General features: G+C 40.3%; 16 protein-coding genes and 2 tRNA genes. All 18 read right to left on the reverse strand.

Annotated features, from left to right (window positions below):
• Positions 1-81 precede the first annotated feature (81 nt).
• The 18 genes from asnS to HCG69_RS08875 all read right to left on the reverse strand — a co-directional run bounded on the left by asnS (position 82) and on the right by HCG69_RS08875 (position 17,748).
• Positions 82-1,485 (reverse strand): asparagine--tRNA ligase, encoded by a 1,404-nt coding sequence (gene asnS, locus HCG69_RS08790; protein WP_044166756.1) that lies wholly within the window; start codon positions 1,483-1,485, stop codon positions 82-84.
• A 135-nt stretch (positions 1,486-1,620) separates the two neighbouring features.
• Positions 1,621-3,090 (reverse strand): pseudouridine synthase, encoded by a 1,470-nt coding sequence (locus tag HCG69_RS08795; protein ID WP_221649748.1) that lies wholly within the window; start codon positions 3,088-3,090, stop codon positions 1,621-1,623.
• Between the two features lie 58 nt (positions 3,091-3,148).
• A complete protein-coding gene (gene purB / locus HCG69_RS08800; RefSeq protein WP_221649749.1) occupies positions 3,149-4,495 on the reverse strand; it encodes an adenylosuccinate lyase in 1,347 nt (448 codons plus the stop codon).
• Between the two features lie 147 nt (positions 4,496-4,642).
• A tRNA-Val gene (locus tag HCG69_RS08805) sits at positions 4,643-4,717 on the reverse strand.
• A gap of 33 nt (positions 4,718-4,750) precedes the next feature.
• Positions 4,751-4,825: transfer RNA gene (locus HCG69_RS08810), tRNA-Val, on the reverse strand.
• A gap of 298 nt (positions 4,826-5,123) precedes the next feature.
• Positions 5,124-5,852: an N-acetylmuramoyl-L-alanine amidase gene (locus tag HCG69_RS08815; protein WP_255585613.1), complete on the reverse strand. Its 729-nt coding sequence runs from the start codon at positions 5,850-5,852 to the stop codon at positions 5,124-5,126.
• A gap of 18 nt (positions 5,853-5,870) precedes the next feature.
• Positions 5,871-6,221, reverse strand: a complete 351-nt coding sequence (locus HCG69_RS08820) for a hypothetical protein (RefSeq protein WP_025868321.1) — start codon at positions 6,219-6,221, stop codon at positions 5,871-5,873.
• A 10-nt stretch (positions 6,222-6,231) separates the two neighbouring features.
• Complete coding sequence (locus HCG69_RS08825; protein ID WP_007487221.1) at positions 6,232-6,711, reverse strand: HU family DNA-binding protein; 480 nt, start codon at positions 6,709-6,711, stop codon at positions 6,232-6,234.
• 930 nt (positions 6,712-7,641) lie between these two features.
• Positions 7,642-9,558 (reverse strand): nucleoside-diphosphate sugar epimerase/dehydratase, encoded by a 1,917-nt coding sequence (locus tag HCG69_RS08830; protein ID WP_221649750.1) that lies wholly within the window; start codon positions 9,556-9,558, stop codon positions 7,642-7,644.
• Positions 9,559-9,660: 102 nt separating this feature from the next.
• On the reverse strand, positions 9,661-10,263 hold the full coding sequence (locus HCG69_RS08835) for an acetyltransferase (RefSeq protein WP_221649751.1): 603 nt from the start codon (positions 10,261-10,263) through the stop codon (positions 9,661-9,663).
• A gap of 3 nt (positions 10,264-10,266) precedes the next feature.
• Positions 10,267-10,911, reverse strand: a complete 645-nt coding sequence (locus HCG69_RS08840) for a sugar transferase (protein WP_370634142.1) — start codon at positions 10,909-10,911, stop codon at positions 10,267-10,269.
• Positions 10,912-10,922: 11 nt separating this feature from the next.
• Positions 10,923-12,083 (reverse strand): glycosyltransferase family 4 protein, encoded by a 1,161-nt coding sequence (locus tag HCG69_RS08845; RefSeq protein WP_221649752.1) that lies wholly within the window; start codon positions 12,081-12,083, stop codon positions 10,923-10,925.
• A 27-nt stretch (positions 12,084-12,110) separates the two neighbouring features.
• Positions 12,111-12,947: a glycosyltransferase family 2 protein gene (locus tag HCG69_RS08850; protein ID WP_221649753.1), complete on the reverse strand. Its 837-nt coding sequence runs from the start codon at positions 12,945-12,947 to the stop codon at positions 12,111-12,113.
• Positions 12,944-14,032, reverse strand: a complete 1,089-nt coding sequence (locus HCG69_RS08855) for a glycosyltransferase family 4 protein (protein ID WP_221649754.1) — start codon at positions 14,030-14,032, stop codon at positions 12,944-12,946. Before HCG69_RS08855 ends, HCG69_RS08850 begins: the two co-directional genes overlap by 4 nt.
• Before the next feature lie 106 nt (positions 14,033-14,138).
• Entirely contained in the window at positions 14,139-15,062 is a 924-nt protein-coding gene (locus tag HCG69_RS08860) for a glycosyltransferase family 8 protein (RefSeq protein WP_221649755.1), read from the reverse strand.
• Entirely contained in the window at positions 15,059-15,346 is a 288-nt protein-coding gene (locus tag HCG69_RS20665) for a DapH/DapD/GlmU-related protein (RefSeq protein WP_255585616.1), read from the reverse strand. Before HCG69_RS20665 ends, HCG69_RS08860 begins: the two co-directional genes overlap by 4 nt.
• Positions 15,347-15,587: 241 nt before the next feature.
• Positions 15,588-17,129 (reverse strand): hypothetical protein, encoded by a 1,542-nt coding sequence (locus HCG69_RS08870; RefSeq protein ID WP_221649757.1) that lies wholly within the window; start codon positions 17,127-17,129, stop codon positions 15,588-15,590.
• A 1-nt stretch (position 17,130) separates the two neighbouring features.
• Positions 17,131-17,748, reverse strand: coding sequence for a DapH/DapD/GlmU-related protein (locus HCG69_RS08875; RefSeq protein ID WP_221649758.1), 618 nt, complete (start codon positions 17,746-17,748; stop codon positions 17,131-17,133).
• Positions 17,749-17,765: the final 17 nt, after the last annotated feature.

A 17,765-nucleotide genomic window follows, 5' to 3' on the forward strand; every position in this document is an offset into this window, starting at 1 on the left:
ATCAAACAAATGTAAAGCAATAAAAAAGGCTTGCATCTTAAAAAGATACAAGCCTTTTTATTGAGAATCTAAAAAGATTTATTAGAATTCAGCGTTACGCGGTGTACGCGGGAACGGAATAACGTCACGTATATTAGCCATACCCGTCACAAAGAGCAACAGGCGCTCAAAGCCAAGTCCGAAACCTGAATGAGGACAAGTACCAAATTTACGCGTATCCAGATACCACCACATATCTTTCATCGGGATATGAAGTTCTTCAATGCGGGTAACTAACTTATCATAATCAGATTCACGCTCTGACCCTCCGATAATTTCACCAATCTTCGGGAACAATACATCCATAGCACGTACTGTCTTTCCATCTTCATTCTGCTTCATATAGAAAGCTTTGATTTCCTTCGGATAATCAGTCAGAATTACGGGACGTTTGAAATGTTCTTCCACCAAATAACGTTCGTGCTCAGAGGCCAAATCAACTCCCCAATAAACAGGGAATTCAAACTTATGCCCTTTAGCTACAGCATCTTCCAGAATTTTAATACCATCCGTATAAGGCAAACGTACAAAATCCTCTTTCAACACGCCTTGCAAACGCTCTATCAAGCCTTTATCAAACATGTCGTTCAAGAACTTCACATCATCGGCACAATTGTCCAAAGCCCATTGCACGCAGTATTTTATAAACTCTTCGGCCAGATCCATGTTATCTGTGATATCATTGAACGCCACTTCCGGTTCAATCATCCAGAACTCAGCAAGATGACGAGGCGTATTCGAGTTTTCTGCACGGAATGTTGGTCCAAATGTATAAATAGCCCCCAAAGCAGTTGCAGCCAACTCGCCTTCCAACTGTCCCGAGACAGTCAGGCTCGCTTGTTTTCCAAAGAAATCGTCATCATAAATGATAGAACCGGTCTCATCTTTCTTCAGATCATACAAGTTCTTGGTAGTAACCTGAAACATTTGACCTGCTCCTTCACAATCCGAAGCCGTAATAATCGGCGTATGGAAATAAAAAAATCCTCTCTCATGGAAAAACTGATGAATAGCTATCGCCATGTTATGACGAATGCGGAACACTGCACCAAACGTGTTAGTACGGGGACGCAAATGTGCTATTTCACGAAGGAACTCCATTGAATGTCCCTTCTTCTGCAACGGATATGTATTATCACAAGTACCCAGCACCTCTATTTCACGAGCCTGCACCTCCACTTTCTGCCCCGAGCCTACCGACTCAACCATCACACCATTTACACTTACACAAGCGCCTGTAGTGATCAGCTTCAGCATTTCTTCATCAAAGTTAGCCAGGTCAACTACTACCTGTACATTATTTATTGTAGAACCGTCATTCAGTGCGATAAAGTTTACTTGTTTGCTACCTCTACGGGTACGAACCCATCCTTTCACATTGACCATAGCGCCAAAGTCTTCGCGCTTCATCAGGTCGACAATTTTTGTTCTACTAATCTTTTCCATAACTATTGTATATACATTATTATATAATAGTAGTTAAGTAGTGAGTAGTTAAGTAGCAAGTAGGAATCGAAATGTCCACAAATAGATCTATCCATTACTTACTACTTAACTGCTTAGTTACTTAACTACTTTTTTTTATTCAAAAGATCCCATGCGCAGGAAATTCACTTCCTGCTCAGTCAAATAACGCCATTCACCACGACGCAGACCTTTCTTAGTAAGACCGGCAAAGAATACACGATCCAGTTTTACCACTTTATAACCCAGTGATTCAAAAATACGACGAACAATACGGTTCTTTCCTGAATGGATTTCAATCCCCACCTGGTCACGTTTAATATCGTCGGCATAACTGATTGCGTCTGCATGGATTTCACCATCTTCCAATTCAACACCGGCAGCAATCTGATCCATATCAGCTTTTGTCAGATTCTTATCCAGATAAACATGGTAGATTTTCTTCTTCAGGAACTTAGGATGCGTCAGCTTAGAAGCCAGATCGCCATCATTCGTCAACAACAATACACCTGTGGTATTGCGGTCCAGACGTCCCACCGGATAGATACGTTCACTACAAGCTCCTTTTACAAGGTCCATTACAGTAAGACGCGCCTGAGGATCATCAGAAGTAGTCACACAATCTTTCGGCTTATTCAGCAGAACATACACCTTACGTTCAATGCTTACCGTTTCATCATGGAACTTCACAACATCAGCACGTTTGATCTTAGTACCCAATTCCGTTACCACTTCACCATTCACCGAAACAACGCCGGCTGTGATAAATTCATCAGCTTCACGACGCGAACAAACACCAGCATTAGCCAAGAACTTATTCAAACGAATCGGTTCATTCGGATCAACAAACTGTTCCTTGTACTCTATCTGTTTTTTCTTACTATATTTCGCGTTGGGATCATAATCGCCTGTACGGCGCTGCGGACGGGCAAATCCTTGCGGACGACCTTCGCCTCCATTATTAAAGCGTGGACGATACGGACGATCACCGCCTTCACGATTGTAAGAAGGACGTTGCGGGCGGTCACCATAAGAACGTTGCGGACGATCGCCACCTTCACCATTATTGAAACGCGGACGATACGGACGATCACCACCTTCACGATTATAAGAAGGACGCTGCGGACGGTCGCCATAAGCAGGACGATCACCATAGGAGCGCTGTGGACGGTCGCCACCTTCACCATTATTGAAACGTGGACGATACGGACGATCACCACCTTCGCGATTGTTATTATATGAAGGACGTTGCGGACGGTCACCATAAGCAGGACGATCACCATAGGAACGCTGCGGACGGTCACCACCTTCGTTGTTATTGTTAAAACGCGGACGATACGGGCGATCACCGCCTTCACGATTATAAGAAGGACGTTGCGGACGGTCACCATAAGAACGTTGCGGGCGGTCGCTGCCTTCACCATTAGAATTGAATCTTGGACGATACGGACGATCGCCACCTTCACGATTGTTGTAAGAGGGGCGATTATATCCACCTTCTCTGTTGTAAGATCTGTTACCATCACGGCTGGCGCCAGTGTTCTCTTCATTAGAGCTGTCACGCCATTCTTCGTTTTCTGTACTCATTACTTTATTCGAATAAAAATTAAACATAGGCCTCACGGCCGGTATTTCAGAGTTTTTTTTAGAGTCCCGTATATGTATGCGGAGTTATCACTCTTAATTCTTTCTTTATATCTTCACTAACATTCAGTCCTTCGATAAACTCTTTAATAGAGCTTTCTGTTATCGCCTGGTTAGTTCTTGTCAGCGCTTTCAGTGCCTCATACGGGTGCGGATAAGCTTCACGGCGCAATATCGTCTGGATAGCCTCAGCAACCACACTCCAGCAATTATCCAGATCGCGGTAAATAGCCGGCTCGTTCAGTAACAATTTACGTAATCCCTTCAGAGAGCTTTGAATAGCGATTATAATATGTCCGAACGGCACACCTACATTACGCAACACAGTAGAATCTGTCAGGTCACGCTGCAAACGGGATACCGGCAATTTCACTGCCAGATGCTCAAGAATAGCATTTGCTATCCCAAGGTTACCTTCAGCATTTTCAAAATCTATTGGATTCACTTTATGCGGCATCGCACTTGAACCTACTTCACCTGCTTTTATTTTCTGCTTAAAGTACTCCATAGAAATATACTGCCAGAAGTCGCGGTTCATATCAATCATTATCGTATTGATACGCTTCATTGCGTCAAAGATAGCCGACAAATTATCATAATTCGAAATCTGTGTAGTATACTCTTCACGCTCCAATCCCAATTTTTCCGCTACAAAACGATTACCGAACGCCTTCCAGTCATATTCCGGATAAGCTGCACGATGCGCGTTATAATTACCGGTTGCTCCACCAAATTTTGCAGTTACAGGAGACGCTTTCAATGTTGCCAACTGGCGTTCCAGACGATACACAAACACCATCACCTCTTTACCCAAACGAGTTGGAGATGCAGGTTGTCCATGTGTCTTGGCAAGCATCGGAATAGCTTCCCATTCTGTAGCATACGTTTTCAACTGAGCTATCAGTTCTTCAATCTGCGGGTAATACACCTGCTCCAATGCTTCCTTAATAGAAAGAGGGATAGAGGTATTATTAATATCTTGTGAAGTCAGGCCGAAGTGAATAAACTCCTTGTAGTCATCCAATCCGCCCAATTTATCAAATTCTTCTTTCAAAAAATATTCTACTGCTTTCACATCGTGATTAGTAACACTCTCTATATCTTTGATACGCTGAGCATCTGCTTCAGAGAAGTTACGATAGATAGCACGTAAGGCTTCAAATACACTTTTGTCGATTCCTTTAAGTTGTGGTAATGGTAGTTCGCATAGAGTAATGAAGTATTCCACCTCTACCTGCACGCGGTATTTTATCAGTGCAAATTCAGAAAAATAGGCTGCCAAAGCTTCGGCTTTGCCTCTGTATCGGCCGTCAATAGGAGAAATGGCCGTTAATAAATCAAGTTTCATATGTCGTTCGGATAATTATCAGGTTGCAAAATTAACTCTTTTTCCTGATTTATAATGCATAAAGGGGGTAGAAAGTTTATATAAAAGAGGTAAGAAAACAAAAAATGCTTCGCGAAAGACTTCACGAAGCATTTTACTTATCTATCGTGGGCGCTGAGGGATTCGAACCCCCGACCCTCTGGGTGTAAACCAGATGCTCTGAACCAGCTGAGCTAAGCGCCCTTTTGTCAAGCGGAAGTGTTTCGTTTTTAAATGTGGGCGCTGAGGGATTCGAACCCCCGACCCTCTGGGTGTAAACCAGATGCTCTGAACCAGCTGAGCTAAGCGCCCGTACACTTCCGTTTCAAAAGCGATGCAAAGGTACAGCTTATTTTGAGAATTCCAAAACTTTCGATAATTATTTTTTCACTATTTTATTCCAGAAGAAACGAAGTCATTGATTATCAACAACAAAAAACTTTCTAAAAAATAAGATACATATCACCAGGAATCCGGCTATCGCTACAAATGCCCATACCCCTCCTATCTGCCTCCTCTGTTTTTTCTCCCGTTCATCCACTTTTATCAACGATTTACCAACCGCAAAAGAAGAATCGGCTTTTACAAAAGAGTGTTCCGCACATCCTTTCTACAATTGCGTCCTTCCTCTATCAATAACCTTTTTAGTAACGGAAAAAGACTTCCTTTGTACTGTTTTTCCATTCTCATGACCTACTCCTATGGTATCCTCTTTCCAAGAGAAGACAGTTTCTTCTATATGTTCATCAGTCTGCCTGTTATTTTTCCATTCCGTTTTTCGTACGTTATCCACTCTTTCATAATGCCCTTTTGCAGTAACAGAGTCTATTTCCACGTTCCGTTCTATCCGGAAATGAGAACTGCCACATGCCGACAAAAAAGGCAAAATCACCCCTATCAACAACCATTTCTTAACATCAAAACAAGGGCATACCTTTATAAATTCACCCGGTTCTATCCTCCCATCTCCATTCAGGTCCGGCGAAGTATCCCGATGCCCCATCACCGTCACTATCCCATAGCGTTGTTTCAGCTCCTCGATAAGCCGTTTCAACGTTTCTTTCTGCGCCCTGGTTCGTGTATCAGCCGGATGTCCCCCGGCATCCAACCCACCAATGTAGCAGATACCAATACTTCGCTCATTCCATCCGATACAATGAGCCCCCATCCGTGCAACCTCTCTCCCGGATTCCACACTTCCATCCAACCGTACCACATAGTGATATCCTATTTCGTTCATCCCCTGGGCACGATGCCAACGATCTATATCTTTAGCGCTGAAATCCATTCCCGCCTGCGTAGCCGAACAATGAATTATAATCGAATCGATTCTCCTCATAATACTCATTTTTTAAGATTAATAATCCGACGGAGGAATACGTTTTCCACACCCTCTTATCTCACATTTCTTTATTTCCGACTCCTTCTGTGCCAGTTCTACTTCATGGCAACGGATCATCCACCCCATTTTATCTTCCTGCTCCTTCCGTAGTTCAGCATAAAGTCCGTCAATCTTCCCATCGCGCTGTTCCAGGCGCTCTTCAAGCCAATCCACCTTCTTTCTGCGATTCTCCTCCTCTATACAACTCACTGATGCCTCCTCCTTCCGGGCATCCATTTTTCGGTAAGTAACCAATCGCACGAGCCATTTAATGGCCTCCAGCCCGCCAATGGCAGTGATGAAGGCCATAATTGTTGTCAACGACACCTAACTTACGTTATACAGAAGGATCCTCTCCTTCCCCTTCTCCTCCGGAAGGAGTACCGGAGCCGTCATCATTGATTCTGTCCAGGTCTTTAAACGTCAATCCATCGGTACGGGTAGAGGATGCTCCCGCATTAATACGTATATCCTTATTCGCACGAAAACAGATACGCAATCCTGTAATGTCACTTGCCGAAAAATCTTCCGGTTTATCGGCTCCTTTACTTTGTGCCGACAGGTAAAAGTAACCTATCCCATCAATATTAACCGAACGTCCACCCAGAAGAGTTTTACGCAGCAGTGTCCGAAAATCTTTCAGTACACTGATTGTCTCACCTTCACTCACACCCGAATTTCCACTGATTTCCTGCGCCACCTCTTTTAGTGTTGCCGCGGTGTCATACTTATAAGAAATAATAGGATACGTTCTTTTAACTGAACTTTTGTCAGTCGGATCACTCAAACGTAAAATTCTTTTAAATCTAATTGCCATAATCTTCTTTTTTTAAATAAATACTCAATGTTATTACTTCGCTAACGTTAACATTGCAAAGATGCGACATTCACCTCAGAGACAAAAAGACAAGTTACAGCATCCTCTTAATACGATTTAATATATAAAAAGAGACAATTACAGGACAAGAAAGGGAGAGAGGGAAGGTAATAAAAGAGTTATTTCTATTTCCCGGCAAGTCAGTATAATCTAAAACTACATTAAAAACCAGAATACCCCCAAAAGCCGGAATTGCACATTTACAACTCCGGCCTTTCTTTATATTTAGTGTGAGTTTCAATATCACAAAATAAAGATAGCCAAACTTCTCCGTAAAACAGAGAAATCTGGCTATTGATAGCTACATTTGAGATGAAAAGAATGTAGCATCATATTTAAAAAGGACGCATTGAATTCTAAATAAAAGCCCTCCTTGTAAATAAACCACGCCTGATTTAAAAAGGAGGGCTACACAAACAAACAATAATATTAAGCAGGATTATCATGATTCACATCAGAATAATCCGGCATTCCTTACACTATTTTAATCTTTAGAGTAAGGAAGAAAGCATTGAACGAATCCAATGTTTGGGGTTATGCAGTCGTCTTCTGTTTCCAGACAAAATAGGGAATACAAAAGAACAAGAAAAGTCCCTTTAACAAGCTCAAAAAAGTCTTCATCAAAAGCTTATTTTTATACCTATCGGCAGAATTAAAACTTTAAAAAGATCATAAATCCGGTGTCTCAATATTGAAATGTGGGACATCTACATTTGTTTAGTTATTTAGCCTGTCATCATACCCCCAAGCGCCTTGTTCTGTAGCACGATCTATCACTTCCTGCCAATCTATTAGCAGGAAGTGACGTTGCTGTACCACTCACAGAAGAGCAGAGAAGTCGTAATACTATTTCTTGGCTTACAGTCATATTTACTTATCCAACACCTCATACTTACTAACCTTACTCTTATATTCAGGTACTATCTCCTTCATCTTTTTCACGATAGTCATATCGTCAAAAGACTTGGAGATTTCGTAGAGCTCCATTTCGTTCTGACGTGCCAGTTCGTATGGATATTCACGAACGGCAGCCACCTTAATCTTTGGATGATAGGTTGGTTTTGTCTGTTCAGCATCGTTCAGTACCTCCTCAAACAACTTCTCACCATCACGAAGCCCCGTGAACTCAATCTTGATGTCCTTGGCTCCAGAGAGACTGATCATGCGCTTTGCCAAATCGACAATCTTGACCGGCTGCCCCATATCGAAGACAAAGATCTCGCCCCCCTTACCCATGATGCCAGCCTCAAGTACCAGCTTACATGCCTCTGGGATGAGCATGAAGAAACGGATGATATCAGGATGCGTTACCTTAACAGGTCCACCCTTGCGGATTTGCTCTTTGAAGATAGGAATGACTGAACCATTACTTCCAAGAACGTTTCCAAAGCGGGTTGTTATAAACTGAGTGGTAGGCTTGCCAGTCTTCTGGGTCTCTTCCCAAAGCTTCTTATTGAGTGCTTGACAGTAAATCTCGCAGATACGCTTTGAACAACCCATCACATTGGTTGGGTTGACAGCCTTATCGGTTGAGATCATCACGAACTTCTTAGTACCGTACTTTACCGCCAAGTCGGCAATAACACGTGTACCATATATATTGTTCAGAACCGCCATAGCAGGATTATCCTCCATCATAGGCACGTGCTTATAGGCCGCTGCATGGAATACGTATTCCGGCTGATGCTCACGGAAGATGGTTTCCATTTGTTCCTCGTTCGTAATGGAACCAACGATAGTATAGACATGTGCATTGTCGGCAACATTGGCCTTCATCCAGAGACGGACATCGTGCATAGGAGTCTCAGCTTGGTCTACTAATACTAATTCTGCAGGAAAGAAGGATGCCACCTGACGAGCCATCTCAGAACCGATGGAGCCTGCTGCGCCTGTGATGAGGATACGCTTGCTGGTCAGCATCTGACCGATAGTCTTCATATCCACCTCAATCTTATCGCGAGGGAGAAGGTCTTCGATTTCAACCTCTTTGAGATGCTGGAAGGTGAGATCACTCTTACCATCCCATTCCTCAGCCGATGGCATCATCATAATCTTGATGCCTGCATTGGTGATCTCGTCCACCATCTGCTGGTTGTTTCGGAATTCGGCTGATTTGAGAGGAGATACGAGGAGTACCTGTACACCTTCTTTGAGGAGCTTATCGGCAATACCTTCGCCACTGAGAAACACTTTCTTTCCAAATAGGAGTATATCCTCACGTTCCTTACGGTCGGAGATAAAGGCACGAATGAGATACTGCTTCTCCTTCACCGAACGGATGCTGTTAGCAAGGGCAATACCACCAGCCTGTGTACCATAGATAGCAGCAGGAAAGGCTTTGTCAGTCTGGGAACTTTCAAAACTTGCCTTCACCAACAAGCGTACAATCCACATCAGGAAAGTGCTAATGCCGAAGATGATAAGGACTGATTTAAAGTCTGGGAAAACAATAGTATCCGAATGTACAAAGTATCCCAATGCACCAACTGTTGCGCTTGCAATAGCAGTAGCCTTTGACAAACGGAACAAATCCATATACGAAGAATAACGGATAATTCCTTGATAAGTATGAAACGCATGGAAGCAAACTACATAAGCAGGCAAACAACAAACTATGCCCAAAACGGTTTTCCACCATACACTTGCAAGGTGAGCACCACCAAACTCTATATAAGCGCCCATAAGTCCAGAAAAAAGGACTATCACACAGTCAAGTAAAAGCACGCACCAGTATGGTACGGCTCGTTTTGTAAAATACCAGTTGATAATTTTTCTAAACACGTTCATATAATTATTATTTTGTTTGCAGCAGGAGGTTGATCCGATCAACTGCATCACGCATTATCTCCTGCATATTCCAATTAGTATTGAGCTAAGTTCTCTAACTAATCACTTATTCTCCCTCACCACTTTGCAAGGGTTTCCGTATGCTACCACCCCATCGGGAATGTCCTTCACAACTACACTACCAGCTCCAATCATCGAATTTCCGCCTATGGTAATGCCTTGAATAACGCAACTGCCTATACCTATCCAAGTCCCTTCCCCCACAAGGGTATCGCCACTAATATGAACACCTGGGGCAATGTGACAGAAGTCTTCTATCACACATTCATGATCTATGGTAGCCCCTGTATTGACAATGCAATGCTTGCCAATCACTGCATCCGCATTGATTACAGCACCAGCCATCACAACAGAACCTTCACCAATCTTAGCTGAAAGAGACATGATAGCCGAAGGATGAATAGCGGTTACAAACTCAATATCCTTATTGTTAGCAACAAGCTTGCCAACAATTGCTTTACGCACATGATTCACCCCAATGCTCACAATCATTGGAGACAAACCTGTAGCATCATGCAACACTAGACGACCAGCACATTCCTTAATTTCAATATTATCATCAACGAATGCCTTAACCTTAATACCATTAGCGTGCAATATATCTTTGATCACCTTCCCGTGACCACTTGCTCCGAATAAGTACATAAGCTAATTATGTCCATTAAAGTAATCCATAGTTGCAGCCTGACCTGTGGTTGTATTGATGTCTGCACGCATCAACACCTTCCTGATGGTGGTGAAGAACACCCTCACATCCATCCAGAAACCAATATGACGAACGTAGTAAACATCCAACTCAAACTTCTTTGTCCACGAGATGTTATTACGTCCGTTCACCTGTGCCCAACCACTCATACCCGGAGTCACATCATGCCGATGACGCTGTTCCTCACTATACAAAGGTAGATACTGCACCAACAAAGGACGAGGACCAATAAACGCCATATCACCTTTCAGTATATTGATTAGCTGAGGCAACTCATCGATAGAGGTAGAGCGCACGAACTTACCTACAGGTGTTAGACGGTCAGCGTCAGGCAACAGATTACCATCCGCATCCTTCTCGTCCGTCATAGTTTTAAATTTCAGAGCTTTGAAAATCTTCTCATTTTTTCCAGGTCTGTCCTGAGTAAAGAACACACCCTTCCAACCGTTCTTATTTGCAAAGAACAGCAGAATAATAGTACCAATGAAGATTGGCGAAAGCAGTATCAATCCCAACAAAGCGCCCAAAATGCTAATTGGACGCTTGATACAGTACATATAAAACTTTTGTCCTAAAGTGAATTCCATATTAGCACAAATTATTTGTTAGCCACAATGATTTCATTTCTGTGTTGACCAAGTTTCTCAAGTAGCACCTTTTGGTCATACTTCTCTTCCACCTGTTTGCGTGCTTCCTTACCCATCTCCTTCAATCTTACAGGATTGTTGATGTAGAACTTCATAGCATCAACCACAGTCTTCACATCATGATTATGTACAGAAATGCCTGTTACGTTAGGCTCTATGGTATCCATCTGACCAGGAACATCTGTTACAATACCAGGGAGTCCCATTGCAGCAGCCTCAATAACTACAAGTCCAAAGCCCTCACGATAACTCAATGAACAAAACACGTCCATAGCGCTATACATATTCTGCACCTTATCGAATGGTACACGACCAGTAAAGACAACCTCAGGACAGGCCTTCGCCCACTCAAACAGCTCTTTGTCGATGGTTTCTACATTGTCATAATCACCAACCATCAGCAATCTTGCAGACTTATCGGTTTTATTAATCTCACAGAAAGCCTCAAACAACTCGTTATGGCCCTTGTCTCGTGTGATACGACCGCACCAGCCGAAAACTACACTATCCTCAGGTATGCCATACTGCTTTCTTACCTCAGCACGCCATTCATCTCTATTGTCCAACAGGTAATTCTCCAGCTTTACTCCACAAGCACTACCATTCCAGATAACTGATGCTTTCTCTCTTGGATACAGTCCATCCTTGATGCTGTACTCCATCAGCGAAAAGCTCTCTGTCTCGATAATAGTTGAGTTTTTGCAGGCAGTCCTCTCCAATGTCTTGAAGATAAAGCGACAGAGTCCACCACTATAGCCCATATATCTTGAGCCCCAGTGTGTATACAGGCGATTCTTCACACCAGCCATCTTTGCAGCAATGGAGGCATAGAGGGAAGCATTGGGAGTAGCATATTGAACAATATCGAACTGCTCACACTCAAAGATCTTCTTCATCCGCATGATTACCTTGACACCATCGAACGAGATTCCTCGTTTCATCGGTACAGGTATATAGTGCATACCCTCCTTCAGATGATTGGGTAGATCATCATCCGTATCGCACATAAAATACACCTCATACCCATGCTCCTTGACCAGATATTCTGCAAAATCCATCAAGAATGACTTTATGGTCAATGATATGGTGGTTACAAAACAAATTTTCTTCATATATCCATTATAATGTTCCAAATGGCATTAATTGCAATACTTTTTTACGATACTCAAACAGTCCAGTTCAAAATGCGTTCTTTCTTCTTGGTTCAAGTCAACTCCTCTTTTACTCAAAATCGACTCAACAGAAACAAATGGATATACGACTACACTATAGATGTACTTGAGTACATAAGTAAAACATGGAGAGAAACGGCCCATCTTGAAATACTTTTTGCAATTCAACTTATAAGAACGTCGAATTTTTCTCTTCGATACAGAGTCGTATTCTGTATAGTAATAATGTATAAATGGAAGCTCCATGAAATTTTCACCTTTCAAATAACGTTCGAGGAAATCAACATCTTGGCTAAGTTTCATCATCGGGTTATATTTGAGTAGCCTTGCTTTATCTCCGCGCAACATACTTGCCGCATGAATTGGACATCTCTTTCCGTCAAATGCTGTAGTAGTAACAGTTGACACGCCTCTTGCTTTTGTGAGATCAGTGTGAGTGCCAAAAGAGCACATACGTGATGAAACCAAAGCGATATTAGGATTCTTTTCAAGACATTCAACTTGTTCTTCTAATCTATCTGGAGACATCAAATCCTCAGCATCCAACATGGTTACATATTCTCCTGTTGTCAGCTCAAGTGCTTTCTGACGAGCAGTTGGTCTTCCCTGATTCTTAGCAAAGTGATGAACTACGAAACGTGAGTCTGACAATGAATCCAAATATGCAGATGTACCGTCTGTAGATCCATCATCTACAATTATACACTCCCAATTTGTATATGTCTGTTTCAAAATAGACTCTACAGAAGCCTTGATTAATGGCAATCCATTATAAACAGGCATCATTATTGAAACCTTTTTCATATAATTATTTTTGATAATATCTCTTTTAAATCCTTAAAGTATAAACTCCAATTGCAGGTTGTATTCACTCTATACAAAGCAAGTTCGGATTGTTTCTTTAATAACGATTTGTCTGAGATTAAAGAAATTAGCAGATCACTCAATGCATTTTGATCATCCTGTTTTATCAGCCATCCACCATTCCCTTTATCAATTGCATCAGGAATACCGCCAGTCCTGGTTCCTATACATGGAGTTCCGCAAGCTTGTGCTTCCGTGAAGACTAAGCCAAAACCTTCAACATGATTTGTAGAATGATCCTCTCTTGTACAAAGAATAAATGCATCATTTTCAGAATAAAAATCTCTTAACTGATCATCGGACACAAAACCAGCAAATGAGACTATTTCTTGTAAACCATTCTCCTTTGCTAATTTTTCGAGATACTCCTTATATGGTCCTTTACCCCCTATGGTCAAGCGAATCTTATTCCTATATATTGCTGGAAGTTCGGCTATTGTATTAATTATAAAATCGTGCCCCTTAAACTGTTCTAATCTGGAAATAGAACACAAATGAAGAATATCATCATTCGGTTTGTCCTTGGTTGGGTGAAAGTATTCATTATCAACCGCCAACGGCAATGCGATAGCATTAGCAGAAGGACTGCATTTTTTTACTAAATTACACGTATAGTTACTATTTGCAATTACCTTGGGACTTTTTGATAATATAATCTTCCTATAATGGCTCCAAATATGTTTTCTGAAAAGGCCCTCACCAGACATTAGCTCTGCTCCATGTGCGAGGAAGCAACATGGTATCCCAGATAGTAGACCGATCATTCCATCAGGATGAAATAGACCTGTAAGGATTACATCACCTTCCTTTCTGTTCTTTTTCAGAAAATGCAGAATTTTGAATTCCACAATACCTCTCCGGCCAACTATTCTTTCTACATTTTTTTCTGCGGGGCCATCAATATTGGTCACTACAAGATAATCAGTTTTTGTGAGGATACATTGCTTAACTATTTCCTTGCATAACCTCGCTATTCCTCCATTATTAGGGGAATAGTCATATGTCAGTATGATTATTCTTTCCATAATTCTTAAGTATATTATGCGTATGATTGAGGCTCTGTCTGTATGCGGAGCACAACTCTACCTCTATGAACGCATTATTTCAACCTTAAAAATTAGCCTCTGATTTTTATCTAAGTTTTAAATAAATTTGTTGTAGATATTTAAACAATATGCATTTAAACTTATTTATTATTCCAATTCTGCTCTTCTGTAACCTGGTATCTGGGAAAATTTCCTTTGCCGTGTTTATATATAATTTTTTATAAGGATGAAGACAAAAAGTCAACCACGGCCTTTGAAGAAAGAATGATGTATAATGAATGATTACAGGATATTTTTTAGCATATTGAATCTCCTCTTCTGAATAAAATGCCTCAAGAGAGAAAAATGCCAATAAATCTTTGTATCTTTTAAAAGAGAGTACAGTAGATTGAACATTATATTTAAGCTGCAAATAATACTTATCAGTAATTGTACCATTAATTACACCTTGGTCTAAATGAGGTACCTTACCTTTATGTTTTATAATAAAATCATTGAAAACTGTGAGTAGTTTTTTCTCGCGCCATCTTTTAAGGTTTATATATAAAATACCCGCATTTATATAGCGGTCAGTTGAATTAAGTCCTACGCCAATTTTGTAAGATGGATACATGGTATCTTCAACACCCGCTACAGAATACGAGCTTATATCAAGACTAAACAAATCATCCAACCTATCGTTGATATAAGTATCGCAGTCCAAGTATAGAATGTAATCGATTTTCCGGGGGAGTAATTCTGTTAAAAAGAGTCTGGCATAAGTACTTAGCGATAACTGATTCACATCTACCTTGGTTGGTAATAACTCTTCAATATTTGTAATATCGATAAATGATATATTTTCGCCACGACTTTCGGTTAACTCTTTCATAATGGACTTATTTTTTTTAGAAATTCCATTATCAAGTATATAGATATCTAAATCAGAGTTGTGCTTAAGCAAGCTATAAAGGGATACGGATAACTGTTTAGCATAGTTATCGTCAGCGGCATATACTATATAATTCATTTTCTAATAATTCTTGAGGGGTTTCCAACTATTACGCAATTAGATGGGACATCCTTAACAACAACAGCCCCTGCACCAACAATAACATTGTCTCCAATTGAGATCGAACCAATGATTACAGCATTCGCACCCACATAAACATTATTTCCAATCATTGGTCTTTTAGACTCATCGTCACCCACATTACCTATTGTTATGTTGTTCTTACATCTAAAATTATTCCCTATACTTTTTGCATTGAGAATAGTTGAGAACGGATGATCTAATATAAGATTTTCGCCCAAGATAACGTCATATGGTATAATAAAGGAACTCTTCTTCTGTATGATAAATTTTCGAATTCTATGAGATTTTATTCGATGAAAGAATAGTACATTAAAATATTCATCATTCGTAATCAAATAGAAAAAAGATAATGTAGAAGGAGCGATACCTCCGACGCTTTTAATATCACTATTAATTAATTTGCGATGTTTAATATATAGTACATAATGAGGTATATATAACGGAGATTTTAGCACGGCCTTAACCGAGTTTATGACATCTACTTGCATAAGCTTTTATTATTTCAATTATGAAGTTCCTTTCTGATGGTTTCAATCCGAGATAGAATATGGCTATACCTACTAAGATTTCTGATATAACTGCATAGAGGATGACAATCGATTGCAATACAGGTAGTATTAAAGTCATACTCCAACAAATCAACGCAATTGCTAAAACAAACAATATAGGAAGAAAAACCTGTGTGAAATAGGAAATATACTTGTAGGAAAACAATCTATTCAAGAAAATAATTCTTATTATCTGGGCAGAAGCAATCGTTATGAAATCTACAATGTATACGATTACAGGAGAGTAACCTACCGCAAGTAAAGCATAAGCTACTGGTAGACTCAAAAATACGGCAATACTTAAGCTTGTCATGAATCCATTAATATTACCCTTCGCGTATACAACATTCACGACAGGATTTGCCAGGGTTTCGACTAGTCCAATAGACAGAATAATCACTGAGAATAGATTTGTATACTCGGGTACATTTTCTGCGCCCAACCATATATTCAAAATCGGGTCGATCGCCATAATAATTGGATAGGCCAGCAGAAACATAGCAAAAAAGGAGAATTTTGACACAGCGTAAAGTGTCTTTTCTATTTCCTCACTAGAACCAACTTCATACTGCTTCATCATATTCGGTGAGAATGCGGTTTGAAAACTTTGAGTGAAACTTGATACTGCTGTGTAAATTTGGAAGCTAATCGCTCTGGCAGCATTCAATGCAGGTCCAAAAAATATATTAAGGAGGAATCCTATACCAGTACTTTTTGCAACATGAGATATAGTGCCAACCATAGACATACCTGAGAACTTAAATAGCTCTTTGATGGTTTCTCCATTTTTCCCGATAGATACAACTGGTCTCAGCTCTTTATAGGTTCTTGTTACATAAGTAAAATAGAGCAGAAATGAAAAGCATGCAACTAACGCTAGCAAAAAAGAGTATGCAATAAGCCTATCGAATGTTACAATAGAAATAATCCATGCAACAGCCAATTTAGCCACAACATCAAAAATGCTAATATATGCGTACACATTCATTCTTTCATAAGAAATAATAACTGAGTTATATATTGCTTGAAACAATGAAACAATAAAAACGACAATCGAGAATTGTAAGACAATGTTGGCAGCAAATAGACGCTCTTCAGGTATAGACAATTTGGTATTAAGGAACCATATACCTATGGTTTCAACTAAGACTAATACAATGACACTTATCATAACAATTAGTAAAATTGCAGACCCTAATATTTTAGATAGCATTTCATTGTTATTACTAGGGATGTACTTGCAAAAGAACCGTTGGAATGATACAACAAGCGACTGTAGCATAAAAGCCATACAAGCCACTATGCCACCAACGACATTGTATACCCCATAATCAATTACGCCTAATGACTGTAAGATGACTCTTGACGTGTATAGTGATACACACAAGGATATTATCATTCTGAAGTACAAGACAATTGTATTTTTTGCAACTGTCGAGCTGTTGTTTCCCATACTATAAATCTATATATTTAACTACTTTAGCGGGGATACCAGCTGCTATACAATTCTCAGGAATGTCATGCGTTACTATTGAACCCGCTGCAATAATAGAATTATTACCAATATGCACCCCCTTTTGTATTCTTGATTTCTCTCCAATCCACACATTCTCTCCTATAACTATCTCTTTATGTGCAGAATTATACCATGCTCTCATTTCACCACCTAAAGTATCTTCTTTCATTTTTCGCCTAAATATAGGATCTATTGGGTGATTATCATTGTCTGTAATAACTACATCGTTAGCAATTGCAGTATAATCGCCAATAAATACATTCTCCACAGAGCGTATAGATGAATTTGCTCCCAGTCTTGTATAATTACCCATATGAATTTTTCCATGAGACTGGGAAAAAAGTGTGCCGTATATTGTAACGTACTCTCCAACTTCAATGTCACCATAAGAAGAACCGTATTCAAACAGAACTCGAGAACCAGACATTATATTATACCGTTGTCCGTTCAAAACGACCTTTCTTTTGAACTTCACAAAGCGAATTTTTGCGTTGATAGCTTCCTTGATGGTTAACGGTATTCTTAACACCATTAGCAAGGTATTCAAAATATTCATTATCTTTTGATTAGTAT

The sequence above is a fragment of the Bacteroides sp. K03 genome (genome assembly GCF_019734355.1).
In the GTDB taxonomy this organism is placed as follows: Bacteria; Bacteroidota; Bacteroidia; order Bacteroidales; family Bacteroidaceae; genus Bacteroides; species Bacteroides nordii.